This window comes from Rhodococcus sp. YH1, from assembly GCF_009939605.1.
In the GTDB taxonomy this organism is placed as follows: Bacteria; Actinomycetota; Actinomycetes; order Mycobacteriales; family Mycobacteriaceae; genus Rhodococcus; species Rhodococcus aetherivorans.
The window spans coordinates 6,400-30,269 of sequence record NZ_WVTE01000291.1; the positions used below are offsets into that span (position 1 = coordinate 6,400).

General features: G+C 68.7%; 15 protein-coding genes and 1 other annotated feature. Of the genes, 8 read left to right on the top strand and 7 right to left on the bottom strand.

The window, feature by feature from the left end:
- Positions 1–674 precede the first annotated feature (674 nt).
- Positions 675–1,298 carry a Fic family protein gene (locus AIIKEEIJ_RS31215; protein WP_161996046.1) on the bottom strand — a complete coding sequence of 208 codons (624 nt, stop codon included), beginning with the start codon at positions 1,296–1,298 and terminating at the stop codon, positions 675–677.
- Positions 1,299–1,334: 36 nt separating this feature from the next.
- The gene (locus tag AIIKEEIJ_RS31220; RefSeq protein WP_017682291.1) at positions 1,335–1,526 is read right to left on the bottom strand and encodes a hypothetical protein; all 192 of its coding nucleotides are present in this window, start codon (positions 1,524–1,526) and stop codon (positions 1,335–1,337) included.
- A gap of 572 nt (positions 1,527–2,098) precedes the next feature.
- Between AIIKEEIJ_RS31220 and AIIKEEIJ_RS31225 the strand changes: the two genes are divergently transcribed.
- The 7 genes from AIIKEEIJ_RS31225 (at position 2,099) to AIIKEEIJ_RS31250 (ending at position 14,497) form a co-directional block, all read left to right on the top strand.
- A complete protein-coding gene (locus tag AIIKEEIJ_RS31225; RefSeq protein WP_161996045.1) occupies positions 2,099–2,731 on the top strand; it encodes a hypothetical protein in 633 nt (210 codons plus the stop codon).
- Between the two features lie 161 nt (positions 2,732–2,892).
- Positions 2,893–9,864: a DEAD/DEAH box helicase family protein gene (locus tag AIIKEEIJ_RS31230; protein ID WP_238406413.1), complete on the top strand. Its 6,972-nt coding sequence runs from the start codon at positions 2,893–2,895 to the stop codon at positions 9,862–9,864.
- A gap of 62 nt (positions 9,865–9,926) precedes the next feature.
- The gene (locus AIIKEEIJ_RS33440; RefSeq protein ID WP_238406411.1) at positions 9,927–10,358 is read left to right on the top strand and encodes a hypothetical protein; all 432 of its coding nucleotides are present in this window, start codon (positions 9,927–9,929) and stop codon (positions 10,356–10,358) included.
- Positions 10,291–11,564, top strand: a protein-coding gene (locus AIIKEEIJ_RS31235; protein ID WP_119699219.1) for an IS3 family transposase whose coding sequence is annotated in 2 segments (ribosomal slippage) — positions 10,291–10,567 and positions 10,567–11,564 — 1,275 coding nt in all. Because the reading frame shifts where the segments join, the coding sequence is not laid out codon by codon here. The genes AIIKEEIJ_RS33440 and AIIKEEIJ_RS31235 overlap by 68 nt, the downstream gene beginning before the upstream one ends.
- Positions 10,563–10,694 (top strand) — a sequence feature (AL1L pseudoknot). (Overlaps the previous gene by 132 nt.)
- 83 nt (positions 11,565–11,647) lie before the next feature.
- Entirely contained in the window at positions 11,648–13,261 is a 1,614-nt protein-coding gene (locus AIIKEEIJ_RS31240) for a hypothetical protein (protein WP_238406410.1), read from the top strand.
- 80 nt (positions 13,262–13,341) lie between these two features.
- Positions 13,342–13,530 carry a hypothetical protein gene (locus tag AIIKEEIJ_RS31245; RefSeq protein ID WP_029547296.1) on the top strand — a complete coding sequence of 63 codons (189 nt, stop codon included), beginning with the start codon at positions 13,342–13,344 and terminating at the stop codon, positions 13,528–13,530.
- A gap of 1 nt (position 13,531) precedes the next feature.
- The gene (locus AIIKEEIJ_RS31250) at positions 13,532–14,497 is read left to right on the top strand and encodes a Fic family protein (RefSeq protein ID WP_238406408.1); all 966 of its coding nucleotides are present in this window, start codon (positions 13,532–13,534) and stop codon (positions 14,495–14,497) included.
- Positions 14,498–14,681: 184 nt separating this feature from the next.
- Here the strand turns inward: AIIKEEIJ_RS31250 and AIIKEEIJ_RS31255 are convergent, their stop codons facing one another.
- The 5 genes from AIIKEEIJ_RS31255 to AIIKEEIJ_RS31275 form a co-directional block, all read right to left on the bottom strand.
- On the bottom strand, positions 14,682–15,494 hold the full coding sequence (locus AIIKEEIJ_RS31255) for a hypothetical protein (RefSeq protein WP_161996044.1): 813 nt from the start codon (positions 15,492–15,494) through the stop codon (positions 14,682–14,684).
- Positions 15,487–16,482, bottom strand: a complete 996-nt coding sequence (locus AIIKEEIJ_RS31260; protein ID WP_161996043.1) for a hypothetical protein — start codon at positions 16,480–16,482, stop codon at positions 15,487–15,489. The genes AIIKEEIJ_RS31255 and AIIKEEIJ_RS31260 overlap by 8 nt, the downstream gene beginning before the upstream one ends.
- A gap of 180 nt (positions 16,483–16,662) precedes the next feature.
- The gene (locus AIIKEEIJ_RS31265) at positions 16,663–18,114 is read right to left on the bottom strand and encodes a plasmid pRiA4b ORF-3 family protein (protein ID WP_338020964.1); all 1,452 of its coding nucleotides are present in this window, start codon (positions 18,112–18,114) and stop codon (positions 16,663–16,665) included.
- Entirely contained in the window at positions 18,072–18,647 is a 576-nt protein-coding gene (locus AIIKEEIJ_RS31270; protein WP_238406402.1) for a hypothetical protein, read from the bottom strand. Before AIIKEEIJ_RS31270 ends, AIIKEEIJ_RS31265 begins: the two co-directional genes overlap by 43 nt.
- Positions 18,648–18,761: 114 nt before the next feature.
- On the bottom strand, positions 18,762–19,334 hold the full coding sequence (locus AIIKEEIJ_RS31275; protein ID WP_161996042.1) for a hypothetical protein: 573 nt from the start codon (positions 19,332–19,334) through the stop codon (positions 18,762–18,764).
- A gap of 248 nt (positions 19,335–19,582) precedes the next feature.
- Here AIIKEEIJ_RS31275 and mobF point away from each other — a divergent pair, with 248 nt between their 5' ends.
- The gene (gene mobF, locus AIIKEEIJ_RS31280; RefSeq protein ID WP_161996041.1) at positions 19,583–23,860 is read left to right on the top strand and encodes a MobF family relaxase; all 4,278 of its coding nucleotides are present in this window, start codon (positions 19,583–19,585) and stop codon (positions 23,858–23,860) included.
- Positions 23,861–23,870: the final 10 nt, after the last annotated feature.

Sequence of the window (23,870 nt, forward strand, 5' to 3'; positions counted from 1 at the left end):
ACGGGGACTGGCGGGACGAGCTTGCAGCGTCGCGTGGGCATGATGGTTCGACTCCTGTGACGGCCGGTAGCAGACAGGTATGGGCAGGGAACCTCACGGCGCCGTTGTCTGTTTCGGTAAGGTTTTCGCGTCACCGTCATACCCCTGCGCGGTGATCGAGGCCCTCGGAGTTGCCCCAAACTCTCTCCGGCGGGGCTTCTCGGTTCCATCTCAGGCCGATCTTGACCGAGCGCGCGACACTGCAGGGCGGCCGGGTCGGACTGCGCCGTGCAGGGGGTGGCACAGTGCGGGCCGGCTCTTGTCGTCTTCCGTCCGGAGTTCCGTCGGCGCTTGCGCTGACGGAACTGGATCCTCCACGTACTGGGAGGGTGGCGGTGTCCCCGACACGATGGATCGACGTACGCTGCCGGAAACATGCGTGCATTGCATGCACGCCACGCATGCAACCTTGCGTCGCCGTGGGCCGAGCCTCCAGTTCGACACCGCCGCCTCGGGTCTGCGCACTCGGTAAGCGCTTGTTTCGCTTGTGGTCGAGGTCCTCGGCCCCAGCTCGCAGCACAGCCGCGTTCGTACTCGCTCGGATCTCTGCTGTGCGTGCGTGTCCAGCATCTTCGACCGGAGCTCACGGGCGGCACCTGCTCCCCCGGATCGACGCTGCGTCGCGGGCAGGGCCCTCAGTCCTGATCGTCCAGTGATGCGAAACGAACGTCCCGCCAGAATTCGCACAGCAGGGTCAGCGACCTGTGCTGATCCCATTCCCGCAGCGCCGTCACATATCGGGCATGTTGGGTGGTGTCGCGTTCGACGCTGAGTTCGAGGACGGGAAAGTCCAGCCGCCGCATCGCTTCGGCGACCATCGCCCTCACCGCTCTACCGTTGAAATCCTCGAACGGATGCACGTGCAGTGCCTGAGCCTCCAGGTAGGCGAGGGCTTCGAGTTGAAGCTCGACGTCGTCGGCGCAGTAGTCGAGCCGGCCGGTGAAGCTGTGGAACAGCTCCCGCATCTGTCGGTCCACGTGGATGTGTTCCGGCGGATAGTGGCCTCCCACCCGGACCGGCTTGGTGCGCCACCGGCCGGCGATGTCGGGCATCACGTCGATCAGGATCCGGCGATGGAACTCGCGGAGCAAATCCACGTCCATCGCCTCGTCGGCGAAGCGACCGGAGGCCACCTCGTCGAGCAGCCGGCGTAGTGGCTCGGCGATCAGATCGGCGACCTCGTGGTAGGTCTTCGTGCCGAACAGTGTCTCGAACTGGCGGGTGCTGCCGGTATCGACCGGCTCCGGCGGCTCACCCACGGGCCACCGCTGCTGCGCGGGTCCGTGCGTGCACGATCAGTGCGAGCCCAGCACGGCCCGCTGACGCTGCCGTGCCTGCTCGATCCACCGGTCGGAGACCGGCTCGCCTTCCATCGCCATGCTGTGGATCACGTGATCGACCACGGCGGCGCGCCGCCGATAGACCTTCTCCTCGGTGGGCAGCGCACGCCACCGTGCGACCAGTGCCCGAACATCGTGTGTGGTCACGGCGTGCTCCCTTCCGTCTCGATCCGGTCCGCTGTACCCCCCCATGATGGCAGCCGGTGGCGACAGCGAGCAATCGAGACGGGCTCTGCCGGCCTGCGGACGTTGTGCGGACCGCGGCGTTGTCGGCGCCGTGGTGTAGGCACAGCTGGACGACGAGACGGCGGATGGGCCTGTCGCGCCCACCGAGGTAGGGGGATCGCATGGTTGTGCTGCTCATCTTCAATGTGCTCGGAATCGTGGCCGCGCTCGTCTGTGCGCACCGGTCGTATCGCCGGTACGGTCGCCCGGGTCGGGCGGTGGCGGCCGGCGTCGGAGGGCTTCTCGTTCTTCCGCTGATCGTCGTGGTGGCGGTCGCGGCGGCTGCCCCGCGGGCATCACGGACCGGCTAGTGGAACAACGGGTAATCGCAGTTCAGGACGTATTTCGAGTACAGTGCTCGAGTAGAATTGATCTTGAAATGTTCCCGGATTCGGGGGGAGCTCCGCCCAGGGTCGGGCGCAGTCGAGGAGGTCGCGTGGCGGACGAGAACGCCAACCAGGACACGTTCGGGACAGAGGATCAGGGAGGACGAAATGGCTCCGCAGAGCGAGGATTTCAGGGTGCAGGTCGAGGGGATCGACCTGACGATCGCGGCCGAGACCAGGCGGATTCTGGTCGAGTGGCTGGGGATCGATCCGGCGACCGAGCAGGAGCGGATCGACCGGGAAGCGCTGCGTCTGCAGCAGATGACCGAGGACGCGGCCGAGCAGTTCGAGCAGGCGACCCTGACGACCCCGGACGCGACGTACTGGGACGCGGTGCAGGCCAAGGCAACAGCGTGGCGGGCAGCGCGGGAGATGGTGCTGGAGGGCGAGCTGTATCCGCAGGTGACGCCGGAGATTCGGGCAGCGCAGGAGGAGTTCGAGGTGGGGCTCGATCAGCGGATCGAGGAACGCTGGGAGGCAGCCCGGGCAGCGCAGGATCCCGGTCGGTGGCGGACGCGGAACGTTCGGCCGAACCCGACCGCGGGTCGAGTCGTGGAAAGGGTGTGGGTGTCGAAGCCGGGATGGTTCCTGTCGCTGGCGGAGGCGCTGATCGCGCAGCGGATCGAGGACAACCTGCCGGTGCCGATGACCTCCCGCGATCCGTTGGCGGACGAGCTGGCGGCGATGATCGAGGACGAGATGCGGCGCAACCCGCCGCAGGACCCGGATCTGCCGTTCTGATCCAGGCACAGTGGGCGCAGGTCCGCGACGAACTGTTTGGCCTGCGTAAACAGGGCGAGAAGCTCGTTGATCGTCTGGCCGAGGCCAGGAAGGCTCTGGCGACCGCGCAGGAACGCGGACTGGGCCGTGGCGTCGACATCAACGGTCAGCGAGTCGCTGCGTTGACCGAGCACCTCGAACGTCTCCGTGGGCAATGGTGGGAGCTGCGTGGCCGGGAGAATCAGCTGCGCAGTGAGCTGCACGTTCTGGGGATCGACCCGGAGGGCGTCCCCAGGCCGGTGGTGGGTGAGGTCGCTTCTGCGCAACCGGCCTGGCGTGAACACCCCGCCACCGCCCGCCAGTTGCGGGCCCTCGAACGCCTTGCCCGCGAGACGGACGTGCCGTTCGTCGTCGAAGACGGCATCACCAAAGGCCAGGCCCACGATCTGATCGCGTCGCTGCTGGCTGGCAACATTCCGCAGGCACAGTTCCCCGACCGTCCCGCGGGGCCGATGTTCCTCCCGGCCGCGACACCGGCCGGGCCGGCCGCGCCGGACACTGCCCCGGCGCTTGAGCCGCCCCCGGCCGAGACTCCGCAGCCGGTGATCGATCCGGTGGCCGAGGTCGAGCGTCGTTTGCTCGAGCGTCTCGCCGAACCGGATGCCGAGGTCGATGTTGCCGTGAACCTCGAGGTCAACACGGCGGCGCAGTTCTTTTCCTGGGCCGACGGGCATTTCAAGGTCAAGGCCCAGGTCGCGCTGGCCGATCTGATGACCGACCGTGCCTCGCTGACCGACGAGATGTTCGTGGTGTGCCGGTCGATCCTGGCGGATCCGAAACGCTGGGGCGAACTCGGTCACCGCGCCGCCGAGGCGTACTGGCAGGCCCGCACCGGCGAGCCGGTGCAGCATCCGGTCACCGCCGAGGTGACCGACACGATCGTCGACGCCCGCGCCCGCGAGGACCGCGCCGTCGCCGAGGACTTCCTCGACACCACCCAAGTCGTTCTCGAGGCGCAGGAACCGGCCGAGCTCGACACTGTCGAGCAGCGCAGTGACCACGTCGATGCGGTGCTGGACGGCATCGACCGGGCCGCCACGGTCGAGGTCGAGCAGTGGTGGGCGCGGGGCCGGGCCGCCTACGACCCCGACGATCCGCTGACGCTGCCGCAGCCGGACACCGACCCGCAGGTCGCTGCCGCGCTCGAGGCGGTGCGCGGCCGCAAGGCCCGCGACGAGATCCGCGCCCAGTGGTTCGCCGGTGTCGAGCAGGGACGCCGTGAGGCCACCGCCGCGCAGCGCCAGGCCTTGATCGCCGAGGTCGCCGTCGCCCCGAGGCTCATCGCCAAGGTTGAGGGTCGGCGTCCGGACTACCTGCCTGCCGTCGCCCGCGACGACGCCAAGACCCTGATCGCCGAGGCCGCCCGCGCCGGCTCACCGCTGCGGCAGGCCGCAGCGAAAGTTCTGCTCGAATACCACCCGCTGCCGGCCGAGCTGTACGAGCGGGCCTACGCCGAATGGGACCGCCTCCACGGACCCGAGCTGACCTGGGACCAGGACACCGCCGGGGAGTGGACGGCGTGGATGACCCTGCAGCTGCGCCGCGACCCGCTGGTCGGGTCGTGGGCCGGTCTGCCGATGTGGACCCGCACCGATCTGATCGAGTTCGGTATCGAGACCGCCTTCGCGGTCATGGCCGAGGAACGCCCCGATCTGATCAAAGCCACCGCGGGCATTCCCCCCGAGCGTCTGGCTGCCGAGCTGCGCGGAAACATCATCCCGAACCTGCCGCAACCCGAGGCATCGGATGTCTCCGCCGGGTTCGTCGCGACCGGCGAATTCCGCCAACTCCGCTTGCGGGACTATGTGGAATCGAGGGTGCAGCACTACTCGATTCACGGGTGGGCATACACCCTCGACGGCGGCGGCACGTCCACCACCGCCGGCCACAATCCGCGGGTGGCGATCGGTGCGCTGCTCGACGCCCGCACCAAGCCGATCCCGGAGTGGATCGAACGCATCTACCGGCCCTACGCCCAGGCCCGCACCACCGTGGTGACCAGGGCGATCGCCTACGCCCGGAACAACGAGTTCTACCACGCTGCGGCCCGGTCGGATCTGCTGTGGAAGTACGACGAGTCCGGCACCTTCGTTGCCGCCCACTCGCTCCTCGAGGACGTGCGTAGCGGCATCATCGAGCAGCTGCGCAGCGCTGTCCCGGCCGAGGTCGACCTGCTCGAATCCCTCGGGATCGATCTGGAGTGGACCCTCGGTCACGACGTGGACCCGACGGTGCTGCGCGACATTCGGGCCGCAGGGGACGACCTGTACAGCCTCACCTCCACCGACCTGACCTTCGCCGGGGCGGGAGATGTGGTCGTTGGTGATCCTGACGGCCGGCACGTCACGATCCGCTCTGGGTGGGCACCGAACAGCAGTGACCACATTACCTACGTCGATCGTCAGTCCCGTCCCGAGCTGACGATGCGGGACGCGATCGCCGACGCCCGCGCCGTCCTCGCCGCCGACCCCCAGGCCGAACAGCTCGACCCAGAGCGCACCACCGGCGTCGAGGCCGAACTCGACACCGGCACCGAGGCTGAAGCCGAGGTGGATACCCACGACCAACCGACCATCGAGACCGAGCAACCGCAGGTCGGTGAGGAGGCCCCGCCGTCCCCCCGAGTCTTAACGCCTGCGGTCGAGGACACAGGCGCGGTGATCTTCGAAGCGGTCGAATCGGCTCCCACCGAGCCGTCGGACCCTCACCCGGCCGGCACCGACACGGCTGCGACCTCGTGGGTGCTCACCGATCGTCCGATGCTCGGCCACATCGGACCGACCACCGCACCCACCCCCGCGCCCGAACCGGAACCGGAACCGGAGGCTGCCGCCGAGCCGGCCTCAGTGCCGGCGCAGACCGAACCGGTTGCGGACACCGACGAGCTGGTCGTTCCCGACACCGAATACGGCGAGCCACTGACCAGCCCCCTGTGGCGAAACGGCGGTCTGGTCAAGGCCCGCAAGGAATCCGGCGGATACGTCTACCTCTCCCCGGCCACCGCCGCCCAGTACGCCGCTGCCGATGTGTCCGCCGAACCGCAGACCGCCGTTGAGCAGCCGCAAAGCGACGCCACTGCCGCGGCCGAGCTATCCGAGACTGTCGCGGAGGTCACCGCTCCTACCCCGGACACCGGTGGTGACCAGGCCGAACCGGAGACCGGCGCCGCGGCCGCGCAGACCGCCCCGCAGGTCGAGACCCCGGTGGTGCGTCCTGCACCGCCGACCGCGGCGGCGCAGGACTTCACCCTCGGTACCGAGGTGCTGGTCCCGTCCGGGGCGAAGGCCCGGGCGCGGGCGAACATCGCCGCCCTGCGCCTGGTGCGCCGGCTCGACGAACAGCAGCGACCGGCCACCGCCGCCGAGCAGGCGGTGCTGGCGCAGTGGTCCGGCTGGGGAGCGATCCCGGAGGTCTTCGACAACCGCGCGAAGATCCTCGCGCAGTGGGGCGACGAGCACGCCGAACTGCTCGATCTGCTCGGGGACAAGGGCTTCGCCCAGGCCCGCCAGACCACCCTCAACGCCCACTACACCGACCCGGCGATCGTCGCCGAACTGTGGCGGGCGGCGGCGCGGGCCGGACTGCCCGACGGTGCGCTGTTGCTCGAACCGGGCTGCGGGGCCGGTCATTTCGTCGGCACCGCCCCGGAGACGGTGCGCATGGTCGGCGTCGAGATCGAGCCGATCAGCGCGAAGATCGCGCACTACCTGTATCCCTCGCAGCAGATCCGCAACCACGGCTTCGAACGCAACTTCGCCCCCGCCGGCACCTTCACCGGGGCGATCGGCAACGTCCCGTTCGGCAAGTTCGCGCCCGTCGATCCGATCCACAATGCCGAGGGTCTGGCGATCCACAACCACTTCATCGCCAAATCCCTCGCGCTGACCGCCCCCGGGGGCTACGTCGCCGTGGTGACGAGCATGTTCACCTCGGATGCCCGCCGCGCCGAACAACGCGCCGTGATCACCGCGACAGGTGATCTGATCGGTGCGGTGCGTCTGCCCACCGGCGCGTTCGACCGGCAGGCCGGCACCGACGTGGTCACCGACGTGCTCATCTTCCGCCGCCGCGAGGACGGAGCCACCCCCACCGAGGACACCCTCGAATGGGCACAGCCCGCCGTGCAGGTCGAAGCAGTCGACGCCAAGACCGGTGAACAGGCCCGGACCTGGATCAACCCGTACTTCGCGAAGTACCCGGAGCGGGTGCTGGGCACCCTCACCGTCGGCGGCGGCATGTATGCCGGGGGCTCGCTGCGGGTCACCGCGCACACCGGCGCCGCCCTGGCCGAGCAGCTGCGCACCCAGCTCGATCCGCTCATCGACCGGGCCGTCGCCCGCGGTCTCGGGTTCACCGCCCCGGCCCCCGATCCGGCGGGGGTAGAAGCGTTCACCACGCCGGGGCTGCGCACCGGAACAGGTCTCGACTCCAACGAGGTGCTGCCCGGCGCGATGCGATTCAACGAGACCGAGAATCGCTTCGAGCAGTTCACCCTCGGCCGGGGCTGGGCCGAGGCCGGCTGCCGCGGCAAGGACCTGGCGCGGCAGTGGAAGGTGCTCATCGCTCTCGGGGAGACGGTGATGGAGCTGTCCGAGGCCAGCCGCTCCCGCACGCATACCGTCGCCGACCGTGACGTGATCCGGGGCCGGCTGAACTCGCTCTACGACGGCTATGTGCGCCGGTGGGGGCCGCTGAACCGGTTCAAGCTCACCGACCCGACCCCGCTGTCGGAGGCGAAGATCGCCGCTCGCCTGGACAAGGCGATCACCGAGTGGCGGCTCGAGACCGGCCGCGACGAGGCTATTGCCGACGGCCTCGACCCGAAGGATGCCGGACCGTACACCGGATCGATTCCCGACGAGGTGTACGAGGAGCTGCGCGAGAAGGCGGCCGAGCAGCCACAGCCGCGGCGGTATTCCGCGCATCTGCAGGGCGCGATCGCCCGCGACCCGCGCCTGGGCATGGTGCTGGCGATCGAGAACTTCCAGTCGCGCTTCGACGGCAGCGAGGCGGTGGCGACCAAGACGGCGATCTTCACCGAGGACACCACCCCGTTCAAGGACAAGGCCACCGGCGCCGCCGACCTCGACGAGGCGTTGGCGATCTGCTTCGACGAGCTCGGACACATCGCCCCGCACCGGGTCGCCGAGCTGCTGAACCTGTCCGTCGAGGACGCCCTCGACCAGGCCCAGGGCCGGATCTATCCGTCCCTGCACGCCGATGACCAGTGGGAACTCGCCACCGTCGCGTTGTCCGGGCAGGTCCGCGACAAGCTCGCCCTCGCCCGGGTCAAGGCCAACCAGGACCCCCGCTACGCCCCGCTGGTGCAGGCCCTCGAATCGGTGGTGCCGGCGGATGTGGACCCCGCCGACATCGGGGTGCGCATCGGCGCGACCTGGGTGCCGATCGAGGACTATCGCGCGTTCCTGATCCACGAGTTCGGGCTGCGCCCGGACCGGCTCACCGTCGAGCACGACAAGGTCAGCGGCAGCTGGGAGATCTCCACCGACCAGAAAAGCCGCCACGAGTTCTCCAGCGGCTATCCCGACAAGTACGGCACCGGCCGGCTCCCCGGGGTGAAGATGTTCGAGCTGCTCGCCAACAACAAACCCATCCAGGTGACCAAGACCGCCGACGAGCTCGAGCGCTCCCCCAAGCCGCGGTTCCACGTCAAGCTCACCGAACAGGCCCACGCCTCCGCTGGTGCGCTGGCCGAGCGGTTCGAGAAGTGGCTGTGGGAGGACGGTGACCGCTATCTGCGCCTGGCCGCCACCTTCAACGAGCGCTACAACTCGTTCGTCAAGCCGGTCCACGACGGACGCAGCAAGTCTTTCCCCGGCCTGAATCCGAAGTACACGCCCTACGACTATCAGGCCGCCGCGGTGCAGCGGTTCCTGCACGACGAGACGATCCTGCTCGACCACGTGGTCGGGGCCGGCAAGACCCTGACGATCACCGCCTCGTGCATGGAAGCCACACGTCTCGGGCAGATCCGCCAACCGTGGATCGTGGTGCCCAACCACCTGCTCGCGCAGTGGTCGGTCGAGGCCCGCGACGCCTACCCGAACGCGAACATCCTCGTCGCCTCCGAACTCGACGGCCGCGATGACCGGCAACGCTTCGTCGGGCAGAGCGCCGTCGGCGACTGGGATCTGGTGATCGTGCCGCAGTCGGTGTTCGGCAAGATCGCCATGCGCCGCGAAGCGCAGATCGAATACCTCGACAGCGAAATCTCCGAACTACGGCAGGCTCTCGACGCCGCCAACAGCCAAGGAGCGGAGTTCACGGTCAAGCAGATCGAGAACGCGATCAAGGCCGCCGAAGGCCGCATCGAGAAGATCATCGACGCCAAGGCCACCGACGACGGGCTGACCTTCGAGCAATCGGGCTGCGATTTCCTGTTCGTCGACGAGGCCCACGACTACAAGAACCTCACCCGCCCGTCCAACAGCGCCGACCTGGCGGTCCCGACCGGCTCCCAACGCGCCACCGACCTGGAGATGAAAGCCAAGTATCTGCGCGAGCAGGCCCGCGCTCGCAACGCCGAGCAGGGGATGCCGCACGCGCCGGCCAAAGCGATCGCGTTCGCCACGGGCACCCCGATCACCAACTCGCTGTCGGAGATCTGGGTGATGACCAAGTACCTGCGCCCGGACCTGCTGCACGCCGCCGGCCTCGGGCGCATCGACAACTGGGCGGGCACCTTCGCCAAGCCGGTGTCGGTGGCGGAGATGAACACCACCGCCACCCGCATCCAGATGCGCACCCGCATGGCCGAATACGCCAACGTCCCCCAGCTGGTGGCGATGTTCGACCAGTTCCGCGACGTGGTGACCGCCGATCGCATCCCGGTGCGCCTGCCCACCCTCGACGGCGGCACGCCGCAGATCGTCGAGTTCGACCTGGGCCCCGACGCCCTCGACGCGATGGCCGACCTCGATGTGCGTATGTCCCAGATTCAGGGTGATCGGATGGACCTGGACAACAGCCTCAAGATCGCCACCGACGGGCGGAATCTGACGATGTATCCCGCGCTGGCGAACCTGGGCGCCCCGAGCCCGAGCACAGCCGCATCGAACACGCCGCCGATCTGATCTGGCAGGTCCACCGCGACCACGCCGACCTGCACATCCCGGCCGACAAGTACGGCCCCGAGATGACCGGGGTGTTCCAGCTGGTGTTCTGCGACCGCGGCACCCCCAAGGCCGGAGCCGGCCCCAAGGCACGCAACCTCTACACCGAGCTGCGCGACGCCCTGGTGACCCGGGGAATGCAGCCCGACGAAATCGCGTTCATGCACGACTACGAGGGCCCCAAAGCCAAAGCGAGGCTGGTCGAAGCGTGTGCGGACGGGCGAATCCGGGTGCTGCTCACCTCCACCAAGAAGGGCGGCACCGGCCTGAACGTCCAACGGGCACTCAAGCAGATGATCAACCTCGACCCGGCGTGGACCGCCGCCGACATGGAACTGAATCGTCCCGGGTTTGATGCACACCTTCTTTCTTGGGAAGGTGAACCTTATGCCGAATGTCTATCCAGCCGAGGTACGGGAGAAGGCCGTGCGCCTGGTCCTCGAGCACCGTGGTGACTACGCCTCGGAGTACGAGGCGATCCGCACAATCGCCGAACGGATGTCACTGAAGACGGAGACCGTACGGGTGTGGGTCCGCAAGGCCGAAGCGGCGGGTGACGGCACCCATGCCGCGTCGGCGTCCGAGGCGGAGATCGAACTGCGGGCATTGCGCCGGAAGAACGCCGAGCTCGAAAAGACCATCGAAATACTCAAAGCCGCAACATCTTTCTTCGCGCGGGAGTGCGACCCGCCACGCAAGTGATCTGCCGATTCATCGCCGAACACCGCGATCAGTTCGGGGTCGTACCGATCTGCCGCGTGCTCACCGAGCACGGGTGCACGATCGCCCCGAGAACCTTCTACGCCTGGCTGGCGCGCCCGCTGTCGAAGCGCGCCTTGTGGGACGCCACCATCACCGCGGTGCTGGCCTCGTACTACGTCGAGCGGGACGAGTACGGCAGACGCAAACCGGAGTCGTTGTACGGCTCGCTGAAGATGTGGGCCCACCTGCGGCGTCAGGGCATCGAGGTGGCCCGCTGCACCGTGGAGCGGCTGATGCGCGTGGGCGGGTGGCGCGGCGCCACCCGGGCGAAGAGGGTCCGCACCACGATCGCGGAGCCGTCGGCGCCGCGGCCACCGGACCTGGTCGACCGGAACTTCCGGGTCGACCGGCCCGATGCGCTCTATGTCGCCGACTTCACGTACGTGCGGATGGTGCCCTGCTTCGCGTACACCGCGTTCGTGATCGATGCGTTCGCCGGCACGATCGTCGGTTGGGAGGTGTCGACGTCGAAGGAAACCGCGTTCGTAGAGCGGGCGGTGAATCAGGCCTGCATGCTGCGGTCGATGCAAGGCAATCCGTTGCGCGAGAGGACTATTCACCACTCGGATGCGGGCTCTCAATATACGGCTCTGCGCTTCGGGGAAACCCTGTTCCTGCAAGGACTTCGGCCGTCGATCGGGTCGGTAGGTGACGCCTACGACAACGCCCTCGCGGAGACGACGATCGGGCTCTACAAGGCCGAGTGCGTCGCCGATGATTCCCCGTTCCGCAAGGGGCCGCTGCGCACCATCGGTGACGTCGAGGAGGCCACCTCGGCGTGGGTGCATTGGTATAACACCGGCCGGCTCATGCATCGTCTCGGGCGGATCCCACCGGCCGAGTACGAAGCCAAGTACTACGCTGAACACGGTGCCGATCAACCGGTCGCACACAAATGACAGTGTGTGCATGAGACCCGGGATGGTTCAAACAACGCCTCGGCCGCATCATCCGCCAGGGCAACGTCCACGAGACCGTCAGCGTGGTCAACCTCGTGGCCCGCCGCTCCTACGACGCGATGATGTACCAGTACGTGGCCCGCAAATCGAACTTCGTCGCCATGATCCGCAAGGCCGACGTGCCCCCCACGATGGAAGACCTCGGCGGCGACCTGACCGTCTCATGGGCACAGAGCAAGGCCGCCGCCACCGGCGATCCGGTCTTCGTCCAACAGGTCGAAGCCGACCAGCAAGTCGCCGAACTCGAAGCCCGCCGCGACGCCGTCCAGGGCGCCAACGCCGCCCGCAGCGCCGCGATCCGGGCCTTGAGCAAGTCCATCACCACCGACGAGACCCGGCTGCCCGACGTCCGCGCCACGGTCGACAAGCTCGCCGCCTGGAACAGCATCGACGACCGCGCCACGAAGATCTGGAACTTCCCCCACGCCGCGATCCCCGACTCGGAAACCGCCGACCTGGCCGACGCGCTGCGAAGCTCGTTGATCCGACTCGAGGAGGAGGTGACCCGCAGCAACGACGAGGTGGTCTTCGGGGCCATAGGCGGCGTGCCCCTCGAACTCGGCTACACCCAGGTCCTCGGCCAGTTCTACATCTCCGTTGGCGAGGAGATCGCCTGGTACGACCGCGACCGGTTCCTCAACGCGGTCGAGAAAACCAGTGGGGCGCAGGGGATGCTGACCACCCTCCGCAATCTCGCCGAGAAGGCCACCCGACAGCTGCCGGTCATCGAAGCGCGGATCGAACACAACCGGGGCCGGCTCGCCGACGCCGAGGCCGAACCGGAACTCGAGTTCACCGCCACGGCCGAACTCGAGGCCGCGAAACTGCGGGCCGAAGAGCTGCGGCTCGAGGTCAACGCCCGCGAGAACTCCCCCGACGCACTGCGCCGAGCCCGCGAAGAACGCGAGCGCCGGGCCGCGGACGGGCAGTACCCGCAGTGGACCCTCGACCTGAACCCCACCGATGCCTGGGCCGCAGAACACAGCATGAGCAAAGAAGACCTCATCGCCTCGGTCCCGGCCCGCATGGCCGCCGCCCGGCAGGAATGGCTCGACGGCGCCGAGCAGCGCGACGCGAACCGCAAGGCCGACCCGTGGGTGGCTCTCGACGAGACCGAAGCGCTCTGGCAGTACGGCTTCGACACCGGCACCGGCCGGCCCGGTGCCCGGGTGTACTGGGACGATCGGCAATGGCACCTCGAAGCCTGGGACGGGGACGGCGCGCTCGACCGCGACGCGGTCAACACCCGAGGCGAGGCATTCAGCCTCGGCATCCGCGTGGTCGAACAGTTCGCCGCCGACCGGCAGATCCCCCGCGAGGCGATTCACCAGGTCGGCATCGACCGCCGCGAACGCCGCGACAACGCCGCGTCCCCCACGACGGTGGAACCGACCGCCGCGGTGGTCGAACCCGCCGACGCGATCGTGGAGCCGACCGAGACGATCAGCGCCGCCACCGGCACCTTCGAGCTCGATGACACGCTCGCCCACGGATTGCGTGCCGCAGGCGACGTTCGCCCACTGCACAAGTTCAATCCCCACGGCACGCGGCCGCAACAGCAGCAGCACATCGACCCGACACGGCAGTACGAAGCCGAATACGGAGGTGGATACGAGGAAGACGGCCGCGCCGTCTGACCGCGTCTCCAGCCTCGACACCACCGGTGGGGCAGGACCCGACGGTCCTGCCCCACCACACCACCGACCAGGGGGAACCTGTGACACCACGCAAGACCGAAGCCGAAGCCCGCGCCGCCGTCGCCGCGATGGAACCGATCATGGCCATCGAAGGCCGCGAGATGAGCGACGCCGACAAGGAACTGCTGGTCGAACTGATCCAAGGCACCACGACCATCGACGAAGTCACCAAGATCATGGCTCGCGAAGCCGGCTACGAGATCGACTGACATGGCCCCGCGCTACTCCCGCGAATGGCTCGACTACTTCATCCCCGACACGGTCGACTGGCACCCGGACGGAATGCCCGACACCAGCCGCGCCGTGATGAAAAGCCTGGTCCTGCGATCGGACAAATGGCCGCACGGCATCCCCGACGCCGACCTGCTGCACCGCACCGAAGGCGTCATCAGCTACATGCGCATGCAGGAGCTGGCCGACGATCCGATCCCCGGCCGGTTCGACCTGCCACACTTCCAACGCATCCATCACCACCTGTTCCAGGACGTCTACCCCTGGGCCGGGCAACTGCGCACCGCACCACGGGACTGGCCGATGGTCAAGATGGGGCCGGACGTCGCGGCCGTGCGCAACGGTCAGCGCCGGGTCACCGAGATCCCGCATTCGTACTTCAAGGCCCGCGACGTCCCCGAGGCCAGCGCCCTGGTTCTCGATCGCATCGCCGCCAAGGACAACCTCCGCGGACTCGGACGAGAACAGTTCCTCGACGAGCTGACGAAAGTGTGGGTGCGGATCAATCACGTTCACAGCTTTCGCGAGGGCAACACCCGAAGCCAATTCGCGTTCTTCCGGCAGCTGTGCACCGAGGCCGGCTACACCCTTCACACCGACCGCTTCATCGCCGTCAAGAAAGCCGACCTCACCCACAACCCTCTGCTCGGAGACCTCCGCGAGCAATTCGTCTGGGGGCGCTTCGAGTACATGCAGACCGGCGACACCCGCCTGATGCGCGAAGTACTCGACATGGCGATCATCGACGCCGGCGACCCGCTGCCCGTCGGTCCGATCATCGACCACGGCGTCGATCTGCGCGCCCTTGCCGCCGCGACCCTCGGCCACCCCCGATCACCACGAGCGATGGTCGACAGCGCACCCTCACCTGATGGAGACCCCACGAACGCCGTCGTCACCGAACCCGGTCGCACCCACCAGCAAGGCCGTGGCCTCGGCTTCTGATCGAGGTGCACGGAATTCAGTGGTCCAGCTCGAGGCCGGAACCCCGCCGGTGGCCGTGGTCGGGGTTCGGTGCACCGTCGCCCAGGATCGATGTCGCCCGCCGAGGAGGGGCTGTCGACGCCGCAGACAAGGGGGCGAGTCGTCTGTTACGTCCTTCGGGCGTGTTCGAATCCTACTGGATGACTTAGGTGTTCGATCCGTATGGGCCGAGGGAGCCGGGCGCCGGTGGTGTGGCCGGATCGGCGACGTAGCGCCGGATCAGGGCGGCGAGCCGGGCCGGCACCATCGTCAGTCCCTCGATCTGCTGGTGCCGCTCGATCATCGCGACGAGATCGTAGAGCGCGCGAGCGGCGTCGCCTCGCGCGCCTTTCCGGACGGTGTCGAGCTTCCACCCGGCCAGGTCGTTGCGGTGCTCGAACACGATCGTCATCAGTGCACACAGGTCCCCGACGTCCTTCGCGGCGAGGCGAGAGCGCCAGGCGAGCGCCTTGAGGACGACGGCCGCCTCGACGTCGGGGACCGGCACGTCGAAGACCACCGTGTCGTCGGTGGTCAAGCGCGCATGGACCCGCACCTCGAGCGGCTCGGACGACAGGGCCAAATGCAGCCCGGGTATGGCATCGAAACCGCGACCGTCGTGCTCGACCCTCTCCCACCGTCGGCCGCTGGTGCTGGGCACCAGCAGGTCGACGGCCAGGGTTCCCTCGGAGCCCGAGGATGCTTCGTAGTGGTTGCCCCGCACGCGGCGGTACCCGCGTCGCACGAGGGCTTCGTGCAGGTCGGCGCCGGCGGCGACCACGGGGTCCATGCCGGCATCGGCGTCGGCGGTGACGCGGGCACTCTGTTCGGCGGTGGGGTAGACCCGGCCGAGAAGGTGCACCATGTGCCCGCCGATGACCCGGTAGTTGCTGCCGTGGGCGGCGGCGGCGAGATCCGCCAACGCGCGCAGGCCCCGATCGGCGGCGTTCGACGCTGCGAGGAGGTGTACCTCAGCCACGGAAGGTGCCCTCCTCGATCGCTCTGCGCAGGTGCCCGGCGGCATCGCGGGCGTCGGGTCCGGAGCTGCGTAGCACATCGTGCGTCGCGATCACCGGATCGACCAGGATCACCGGCGCGTCGGACACCATACGGGCGGTGCGCCACAGCGTCGGATCGGCGGGGACGATCACCTCGAGGGTGTGTGCGCCGGCGGTCGCGGGAGTGAACCCGGCCGCGGTGAAGTCGAGGAACTGCGGGACGTAGAGCACCGCCCGGGTCGGCAGCCGCCACGGCGCGTACACATCGGCGGCCACGTCGCCGCTCTGCAGCACAGGAACGCCGATCTCCGAACAGAATCGGGCCGCGTCGGTGGCCTGCCGGAGCACCGGATCGAGCCCGTACCAGTACGTCGAGGCGCCGCCGGGGCCGGGATATTCGGTCAGGTGCTCGTCGAGCAGTTCGCTGCGGGGCTCGGCGATCCATCCGCCGGATCTGCGGTGCAGGTGCCGGCTCTGCCGCACCGCCAGGGAGACGGCCTGCTGGGTGACCTTGAGGGCGGCGGCCAGGTTCGGCTGGGTTATCGGGTGCTCGGCCAGCAGCAGCGCCCGCTCGGTCGCCCATCGGATCCACGGTTTGCGGCCGCGGCCGGGGCGGACGGGCGGGGTCGGCGCCGGTGCGGGGGCCGGTACGTCGTAGCGGGTGCCGAGGACGATGAGCAGCTCTTCGTCGGGTGCGATCACATCGACCGCGCCGTCGTGGGCGAGAGCCCGCAGGTGCGCGGTGGTGCGGGGGGTCACCACCAGCAGGCGGGACTCGGGATGCTTGCTGCGGAGCTTCGCGAGGAGGTGTGGGGTGGGGGGTCGCGGCTGCACCGTGACGTGCGCGGCGACCTCACGGCCGTCGGGGAGGACCAGGTCCAGACCGTCCAACGAGCCCGCCACGATGCGGGTATCGGTGCGCCGCAGCAGGTGCAGGGCGTCCGAGAGGGCATGGGATGCCGCGTCCATCTCCTCCGCCCTTTTGTCGTCTACCAGCACATACAAGTATATGCGGCAATCAATGTTTTAGCTTGTGCAGGGGGAGGGTGGCGGCCACTGCTCACCACGGGGACGACGCTGGTGCGCACCCCTGCGGCACGCGTGACCCGGCCGTACCGATAAGCCCATCCGTGGACGGTGTCCTGGGGGTCAGGGGCCGATCACCGTGCGGGCGGTGGCAGCGACCGCGGGACGGGGACCGGTGAGTCGGCCGTGGCGGGTGGTGCCCGCGAGAAGTTCGAGGACGTCGAGGGTGGGGCTGGCGACGGCCGGAGCGAGCGACGGGCGGCCGTCGACGCGCCACCCCAGTGCCAGCAGCACAGCGCGGATCTCGGTGTGCCAGTGTTCGGCCGGGAGGCCGCTGGCGACGACCGCCAGGGCCGACCAGCCGGCGTGCCGGTCGAACTCGGTCCTGCCCACCGGCAGCCGGGACACGATGTGCTGCCACAGCGCCAGGGGCCGGTCCCGGTGTCGACGGGCGAGCGTGGTCGGTGTCAGCCGACCGTGTCGGACACGGAGCAGACCGAGTGCTCGCGCGCTGGTGCGCAGCTGGGCGAGCGGCCAGGTCAGGTCCTCGCGGTTCGCCTTGCCGATCCACCATCCGGTCAGACCGGTCCGGTCGGCGAGGTGCTCGACCAGTGTCGGCGGGAGGTAGCCGGCGCTGGTCAGCCGCACCCCGTCGCCGATCAGGTCGAGCAGCACGCGATACGGCTCGAGCAGGTGTGCGGCGTCGGCCTCGCCCACCTCGACCACCGGGTGCGCGGCCGAGCGTGCCAACAGCTGCGTCAGCGTCGGGTCGCCGTGGCGTTCGAGGTGGGCGCGCAGCGCCGCCAGCTCCTCGGCCACCGGCACCGGCGCGGCCATCGCCGCCGCAACAGCGGCGGTGGCGTCGGCGGGATCGAACCGGTCGGGATGCCAGCCCAGTGGCAGCCAGCCGCGAGCGTGGTCGAGGTCGTCGAACGGCGGCGGGACCGACGACGGGTCGCACCCGCCCCGCACCCACGCCGCCAGCTCCGCGTACCCCCACATGCCCCCGCAATCCTCGGGCGGACAGGCCATCCGACCGGCAGTACAGCGCACCGCGGTGGGCGGTTCGTCGAGGACCGCCTCCACCGCAAGCACGTGGTCCCAGCCGTCACCGAAGTCGTATTCGTACCACAGGCGATCCCCGGTGCCGGTCAGCAGCTGATCGAGCCGGACCGTCGATTCGAGCACGCCGTCGTCGCCGTCCTCGACGTCGAACGCGGTGACGAAGTGCGGGGACCGGGGATCGCTCCCGGTGCGGAAGCGGTGCAGGTGGCCGTCGAGCCACCCCATCGCGGCCTGGATCACCACGTGCACCCGGTCGAGGGTCAGATCGCCGGGCAGCTCGAGGCGCCGCCACACCGGCGGCTTGGCACCGACCAGATCGAGCCGGACCCGGAAGCCGCGAAGGCGGGCCGGTGCCTCACCGACCACAGGGTCCGGGGTGCCCAGCATGTCGTCGAGCCACGCCGCCGCACCGTCGGCGCGGATCGCGTCCACCATCGCCTGGTGTTGCTGCGGGGGCAACGCGGCCATCAGCTGTTCGGCGCGCCGGCGGGCATCGTCTGAGGTCGCCACGACCACCAGTGAACCATCGATCGTGAGCGGCCTGCCGAGGCGACCGGCCGTCGAAGCGAAGTGCCCTGCCCGTCACCGGGATCGGTCTCGGCGCACAGCAGTGCCTCCTTCTCGTACGCCTCCTGGCCGTACCTGCCCCGCAGCGCGTCACCGATCGCCAGGGACCGCTCGTACCGCGAGCGTCTCTGTTGGTCGAGCAGCGAATGCCCCGAGACAGCCTTCCGAGGACGATCGCGTAGCGCACGTTCTCGCTGTGTGCACTGCACGTGGTGATCGTGTCCCGCACGCACGCACCACGGCGCGTTGCACTTGTGCTCGCACACCACGTTCGGCTCGAGAGGTCCGTGCATCAGCTCCACCGAGAAGCGATGCACCAGCAGCGTTCGTTGCCGATTCGCGCGTTGGAAGTTGAAAAGTCCGTACCCCCCGGGCGCACCGATCGCACCGACCCAGTACCAGTACGTCGGTGACTTGACGACCTTCGCCCAGAACGCTGCGACGTTCGCCGTCGACGACTGCAACGAGTTGTCCACCACCCGCACCCGCCGCGGTTGATCCGACGGCTCTGGAGCGACGTACCCGACCTCGGCATCCGGGAACCCGAAGTCGAGCGACGGCTCGCCGGGGCGCTCATGACAGGCGCAACGTCATGACGCCGCGGTCACCGGCTGCGTGTCGTCGGCAACAGGCGCCGGGGCCGGCGCGGCCGTGGCGGGCGAGGCGGCAGTGCCGGAGCCATCCAGGTCGTCCTTCGCCTGCTCGATGATCATCTTCGCCTCCCGCTGGCTGACGCCGAGCAGCGGCGCAAGTTCGGCGGCCGACGCGTTCTCGCTGAACTCCACGATCGCGAGTGCGTACCTGCGCAGCAGCGACGACTCCTGCCCCTGCTCTTCCGGCGTCAGGTGCGCGCCGGCCGACTCTGCTTCGGCCTGCACCGCCTCGATCTTGGCGGCGTACTCCGCTTGGATTTTCTGGATGCGGCGATCTCGTGCCTTCTCCAGCTGCTCGATCTTGCGCTGCGGTGCCGCAGAGCGTGATTCGACCACCGCGTCGAGCTTCGCCAGTTGCGCCGCCGCGTCATGGATTGGAGTTGCCAACGATTCGAGTTCGGCCTGGCGTGCGAGGAACCGCTCTTTCTCGCGCCGGAGGTTCTCGCGCACGTTCGGGGTGGTGTGCGGGCGCAGGGAGCGGCGCGCTGCCGCCTTCGAAGACGTGGCCATGGCCCGGGAGTGTATCGGCTCGCCGCGGTTCCGGACGGCTTCACACTCGGCAGCTGTGTCGTCGTGTCAATTCACAACTCTGGTCTCTCTTCCCGCCGGACCCCTCCCCTATTGCCCCCGTCGGCAGTCCCGTCACGTGCCCAGAACCGTCGAGGTTCTGGGCACGTTGGGGCTGACCTGTGGTCAGCCCCAAAACTTCTACACACCTCATGCACTAAAGCTGCCACGTGGCATGATCACCTCCCGTGATGACCGTCCACAAGCTCCAAGCGGGGGACGGCTATGTCTATCTGACCAAGCATGTCGCGGCTGGGGATGCGACCGAGACCCGCAAGGCGGATGCGGTCGACTATTACGTCGCCAAGGGCACCCCACCGGGGGTGTGGTGCGGCAAGTTGGCAAAGAAGGTCGGTGTCGAGGTCGGCACCGAAGTCACCGAGGATGCGATGCGTTCGGTGTTCGGCGCCGCCCGTACCCCAAATGCTTTCGCGACCCGCCCGGGGAAGGGGTCGCCCCTGCAAGAACGCCTCGACTGGTCCGCAAGCACCGCTCTCGGGCGGGCGTTTTCGTGGTTCGAGAACAGCCAGGAGTACGTCAACGACGTCGAGGACCTGTGCAGCGCGTACAAGGGTCGGCACGGCGAGTACCCGGATGCAGAGACCAAGAAGGCGATCCAGTTCGCCACCGCCCGCAAGCACCTGCAGCGCTCGAACGGTGAGCGCGCCGACCTGCTCGGTGACGACGAGATCTGGACGTTCGTCGCCGAGCAGTACAACAAGGCCCGTCAGCCGGTGGCCGGCTACGACCTGGTGTTCACCCCGATGAAGTCGATCTCGTTGCTGTGGGGTCTCGGGGACGAGAAGGTCAAGGCCGCGGTCGAAGAAGCGCACAGGCAGGCCGTGGACGAAGCATTGGCCTGGATCGAAGATCAGGTGATCTACACCCGCCGCGGTAAGGGCGGCGAGCGCAAGATCAAGGCCGAAGGGCTGTTGATCGCCCGGTTCGATCACTTCGACAATCGCGCTGCGGACCCGAACCTGCACACCCACAGCGCGGTGCTCAATCGTGTCTATGCCGAGGGCCGCTGGACCACCATCGACGGCTCGGTTCTCTACAAGGCGAACGTCGCGGCGTCGGAGAAGTACAACACCCGGGTGGCCGATCTGGTGGCCCGCAAGCTCGGGGTCACCTTTGCCCCGAGAGCGGATACGCCGGTCGGCAAGCAACCGGTCTACGAGGTAGACGGCATCCCTCTGTCACTCATCGAGGAGTTCTCCCGCCGGGCGGCGATCGAGGCACGCCAGGAAGAGCTGGCCCGCGAGTACAAGACCCGCTACGGCAAGAATCCGCCGAAGAAGGTGCAGTACGCCCACGCGCAACAGGCCACCCTCGACACCCGCAACGCCAAGAATCCCCCCCGCTCCCTGGCCGAGTTGCGGGCCGAATGGCGTGAGCGGGCCGAGGCGATTCTCGCCGGGAACAATCCCGCAGAGCTGGTCGACTCCGTCCGCAGTGCGCGTGATCGCCGCCCGAAACTGGCACCCGAGCAGGTGCCGATTCTGGTGAACGAGGTCGTCGACACGCTCTCGCACAAGGTCGGGTCGTGGACGGTGTTCTCGGTGACCGCCGAGATCGAGAGGCGACTGCGAGAGTTCAGTTTCGCCGATGACGAGCAGCTGCACGTCATTCACGATGACGCGCTCGAACTCGCCCTGCGCGACTACTGCCTGCCCGTCGACGTCGAGGAATACCACCTGCCCGAGCGGATCAGCGACCGCGTCGAGCGGGGGCGGCGGCGCAGTCTGCTGGTCGATCGCGCGCAGATGCGCTACACCGCTCAGTCGGTTCTCGACGCCGAGGACTTCATGCGCCGGCAGGCCGACATCGGCGACGTGCACACCGTGGCCGAGCGGATCATCCGCCGCACGTTGCGCCGGATCGAGCAGGCGAACGGGCACGAGCTCGGTGCCGATCAGCTCGCGCTGATCACGCACTTCCTCACCGCCCGCACGCGTGTGGCCGTGGCGGTCGGTGCGGCCGGTGCCGGCAAGACCACCGCGGCCACCGTGATCGCCCGGGCCTGGGAAGCGGTCAACGGCAACGTCATCGCCCTGGGGCCGTCGGCCCGGGCCGCCGAGGTGCTCGGGGAGGAGATTGCGGTGGAGGGACGCACCATCGCCGATGTGCTCACCCGCCACCGTGTCGGCATCCCGACCGGCATCGGCAGGGGTGATCTTCTGCTGGTGGACGAGGCGGGCATGGCCTCGGCCCGCGACCTGGCGGACCTGACGCGCATCGCCACCGAGGCCGGGGCGGTGGTGCGTTTGTTGGGTGATCCGCAGCAGCTCGCCTCCGTCGAAGCCGGTGGTGTGTTGCGGGATCTGGCCGATCGCACCAATGCCCCGTTCCTGCGCAAGGTCCACCGGTTCGCCACCGACGGCGAGGCCGAGGCGAGCCTGCGGTTGCGCACGGGCGATGTGTCGGTGCTCGAGTGGTACGACGAGAACAATCGCATCCGGCAGGGCATGGCGCACGAGTTGGCCGATCTGGTCTTCGCCGCCTACGTCGCCGATGTCGAGGCCGGGCAGGTTGCGTTGATGGTCGCCCCGACCAACGATCTGGTGCGCCAGCTCAACGAGAAGGCCGCCGCCTACTACCGCGCCAATGGCACCGTCACCGGCCCCGGCATCGTCCTGGCCGACGGTCTCGAGGCCGCGGTCGGGGACGTGGTGGTCACACGGAAGAACAATTCCAAGTACGTCGTGAAGGACTCCGACGGCAAGAAGGCCGGTCGGGTGAAGAACGGCGATTTGTGGACCGTGGCCGCAATCGGCACCGACGGCTCGCTGCGGCTGCGCAACAACATCAGCGGCGGCCAGGTCACCGTCGCCGCCGACTACATCACCGACAACGTGCAACTCGGGTACGCGACCACGGTGCACCGCTCGCAGGGCATGACGGTGGGAAGCTGCCACGTGCTCGCCGGGGCGAACATGGACCGGCAGTCGCTGTACGTGGCGCTCAGCCGCGGCAAGAACACCAACATCGTCTATGCCGCGCACGACGAGCTGCCCGACTGGGATTTCGAACATCACCCCGACGAGCATCCCGGCGCGATGGGTCTGCTGGCGAAGATCATCGCCCGCGACGGCTCGCAGCGCACCGTGCATCAGATGATCGAAGACGAACAGCGCAAGGCCGCGTCCTGGTCGACGATCACCAACAGCTACATGTTGGCCCTCGGGGAGCTGTACGAGGACTACACCGAGCAGCTGCTCAGCCGGATCCTCACCGACGAGCAGTTCGGCTGGGTGCACAGCCTCGGCGGATGGGATCAGATCGTCACCTCCGTCGCCCAGTCGGAAACCTTCGGCTGGGACACCGAGGCCCTGCTGCGCCAGGCAGCGTCGGTGATGAGCGCCGAAGGCAAGGCCGGCCGGATCGACACCGACCGCAACTCCCCCGGCCGGGTCATCGCCCGCGCCCTGAAAGAGCGCATCGATGCCGAGGACGCAGCGCAGCTGCCACGCCGCCGCACCGACGCGGTGGCCGCCTACCGCGTGCCCGCGTTGACCGAGGCCGCGGCCGAAGCGGATCCGATCCTCGCCGCCTACGCCCGCTCGTGCGAGCAGCAGATGCACGCGTTCATCGACTCCTACACCACCACCGCACTCGAACGCAGCGCCCCGTGGATCGTCGCCGTCGGCCAGCGGGGAACGGACCCCCGTCGGGTGCGCCTGTGGGAGTCCACGGTGCGGGAGATCGCGATCTCGCGGGTGCTCGCCCACGCACCCGACGACGAGAACGACCCGATGGCACACATCCGCGAAGCCCGGAAGACAGCCCTCACCGCGACCATCGAACGGTTGCACCGACCCGAACACACCATCGACGAGGTGGTCGGCCCGTACGCCCGCTACACCGACGCCGAACTGCATTCGGCACGGGCGCTCAGCCAAGGCCGGCTCACCGAAGACGCGATGCTGCTGTCGCTGGCCAAGGACGAGCTCGACCGGGCACGAGGCGAGGCGTCCGCTCTCGGAGCCGTCGAACGGTCCCTGGCGCAGGTCGAGATCGACGAACGCAACATCGCGGCGGTGCGCGATGCCCGCGCCCGCCTCGACGCCCTGACCCGTTCCCCGCAGGCCACCGAACAGCAGATCGATGCCGCTCGCGCCGCCGTGGCCGCAGCCGAACAGGTGGCACCACTCGAGCGTCGCTGGGCCGTGATCGAACGCGGCGCCCAGCACTACCGGGCTGCCGAAGCTGCCAAGGCCCGCGCCCGCGCCACCGACGAGCGGGCCCTCGGCCGGATCACCGACCGCATCACCCGACTCGAAGAATCGATCACCGCCGAACGCACCATCCTCGGCCAGATCGACGCCGAACTCGCCCGCCGCAACGCCGGCGGAACCGACTTCACCGGCGGCCACGAGCCGCGACGGACACAGGCGGCCTCGGCAGCGAACGCCCCTATCGACCGCGACCCGCTCGAACACGACAACGGTCCAGAACGGGAACTGTAAGCCCGCCGGC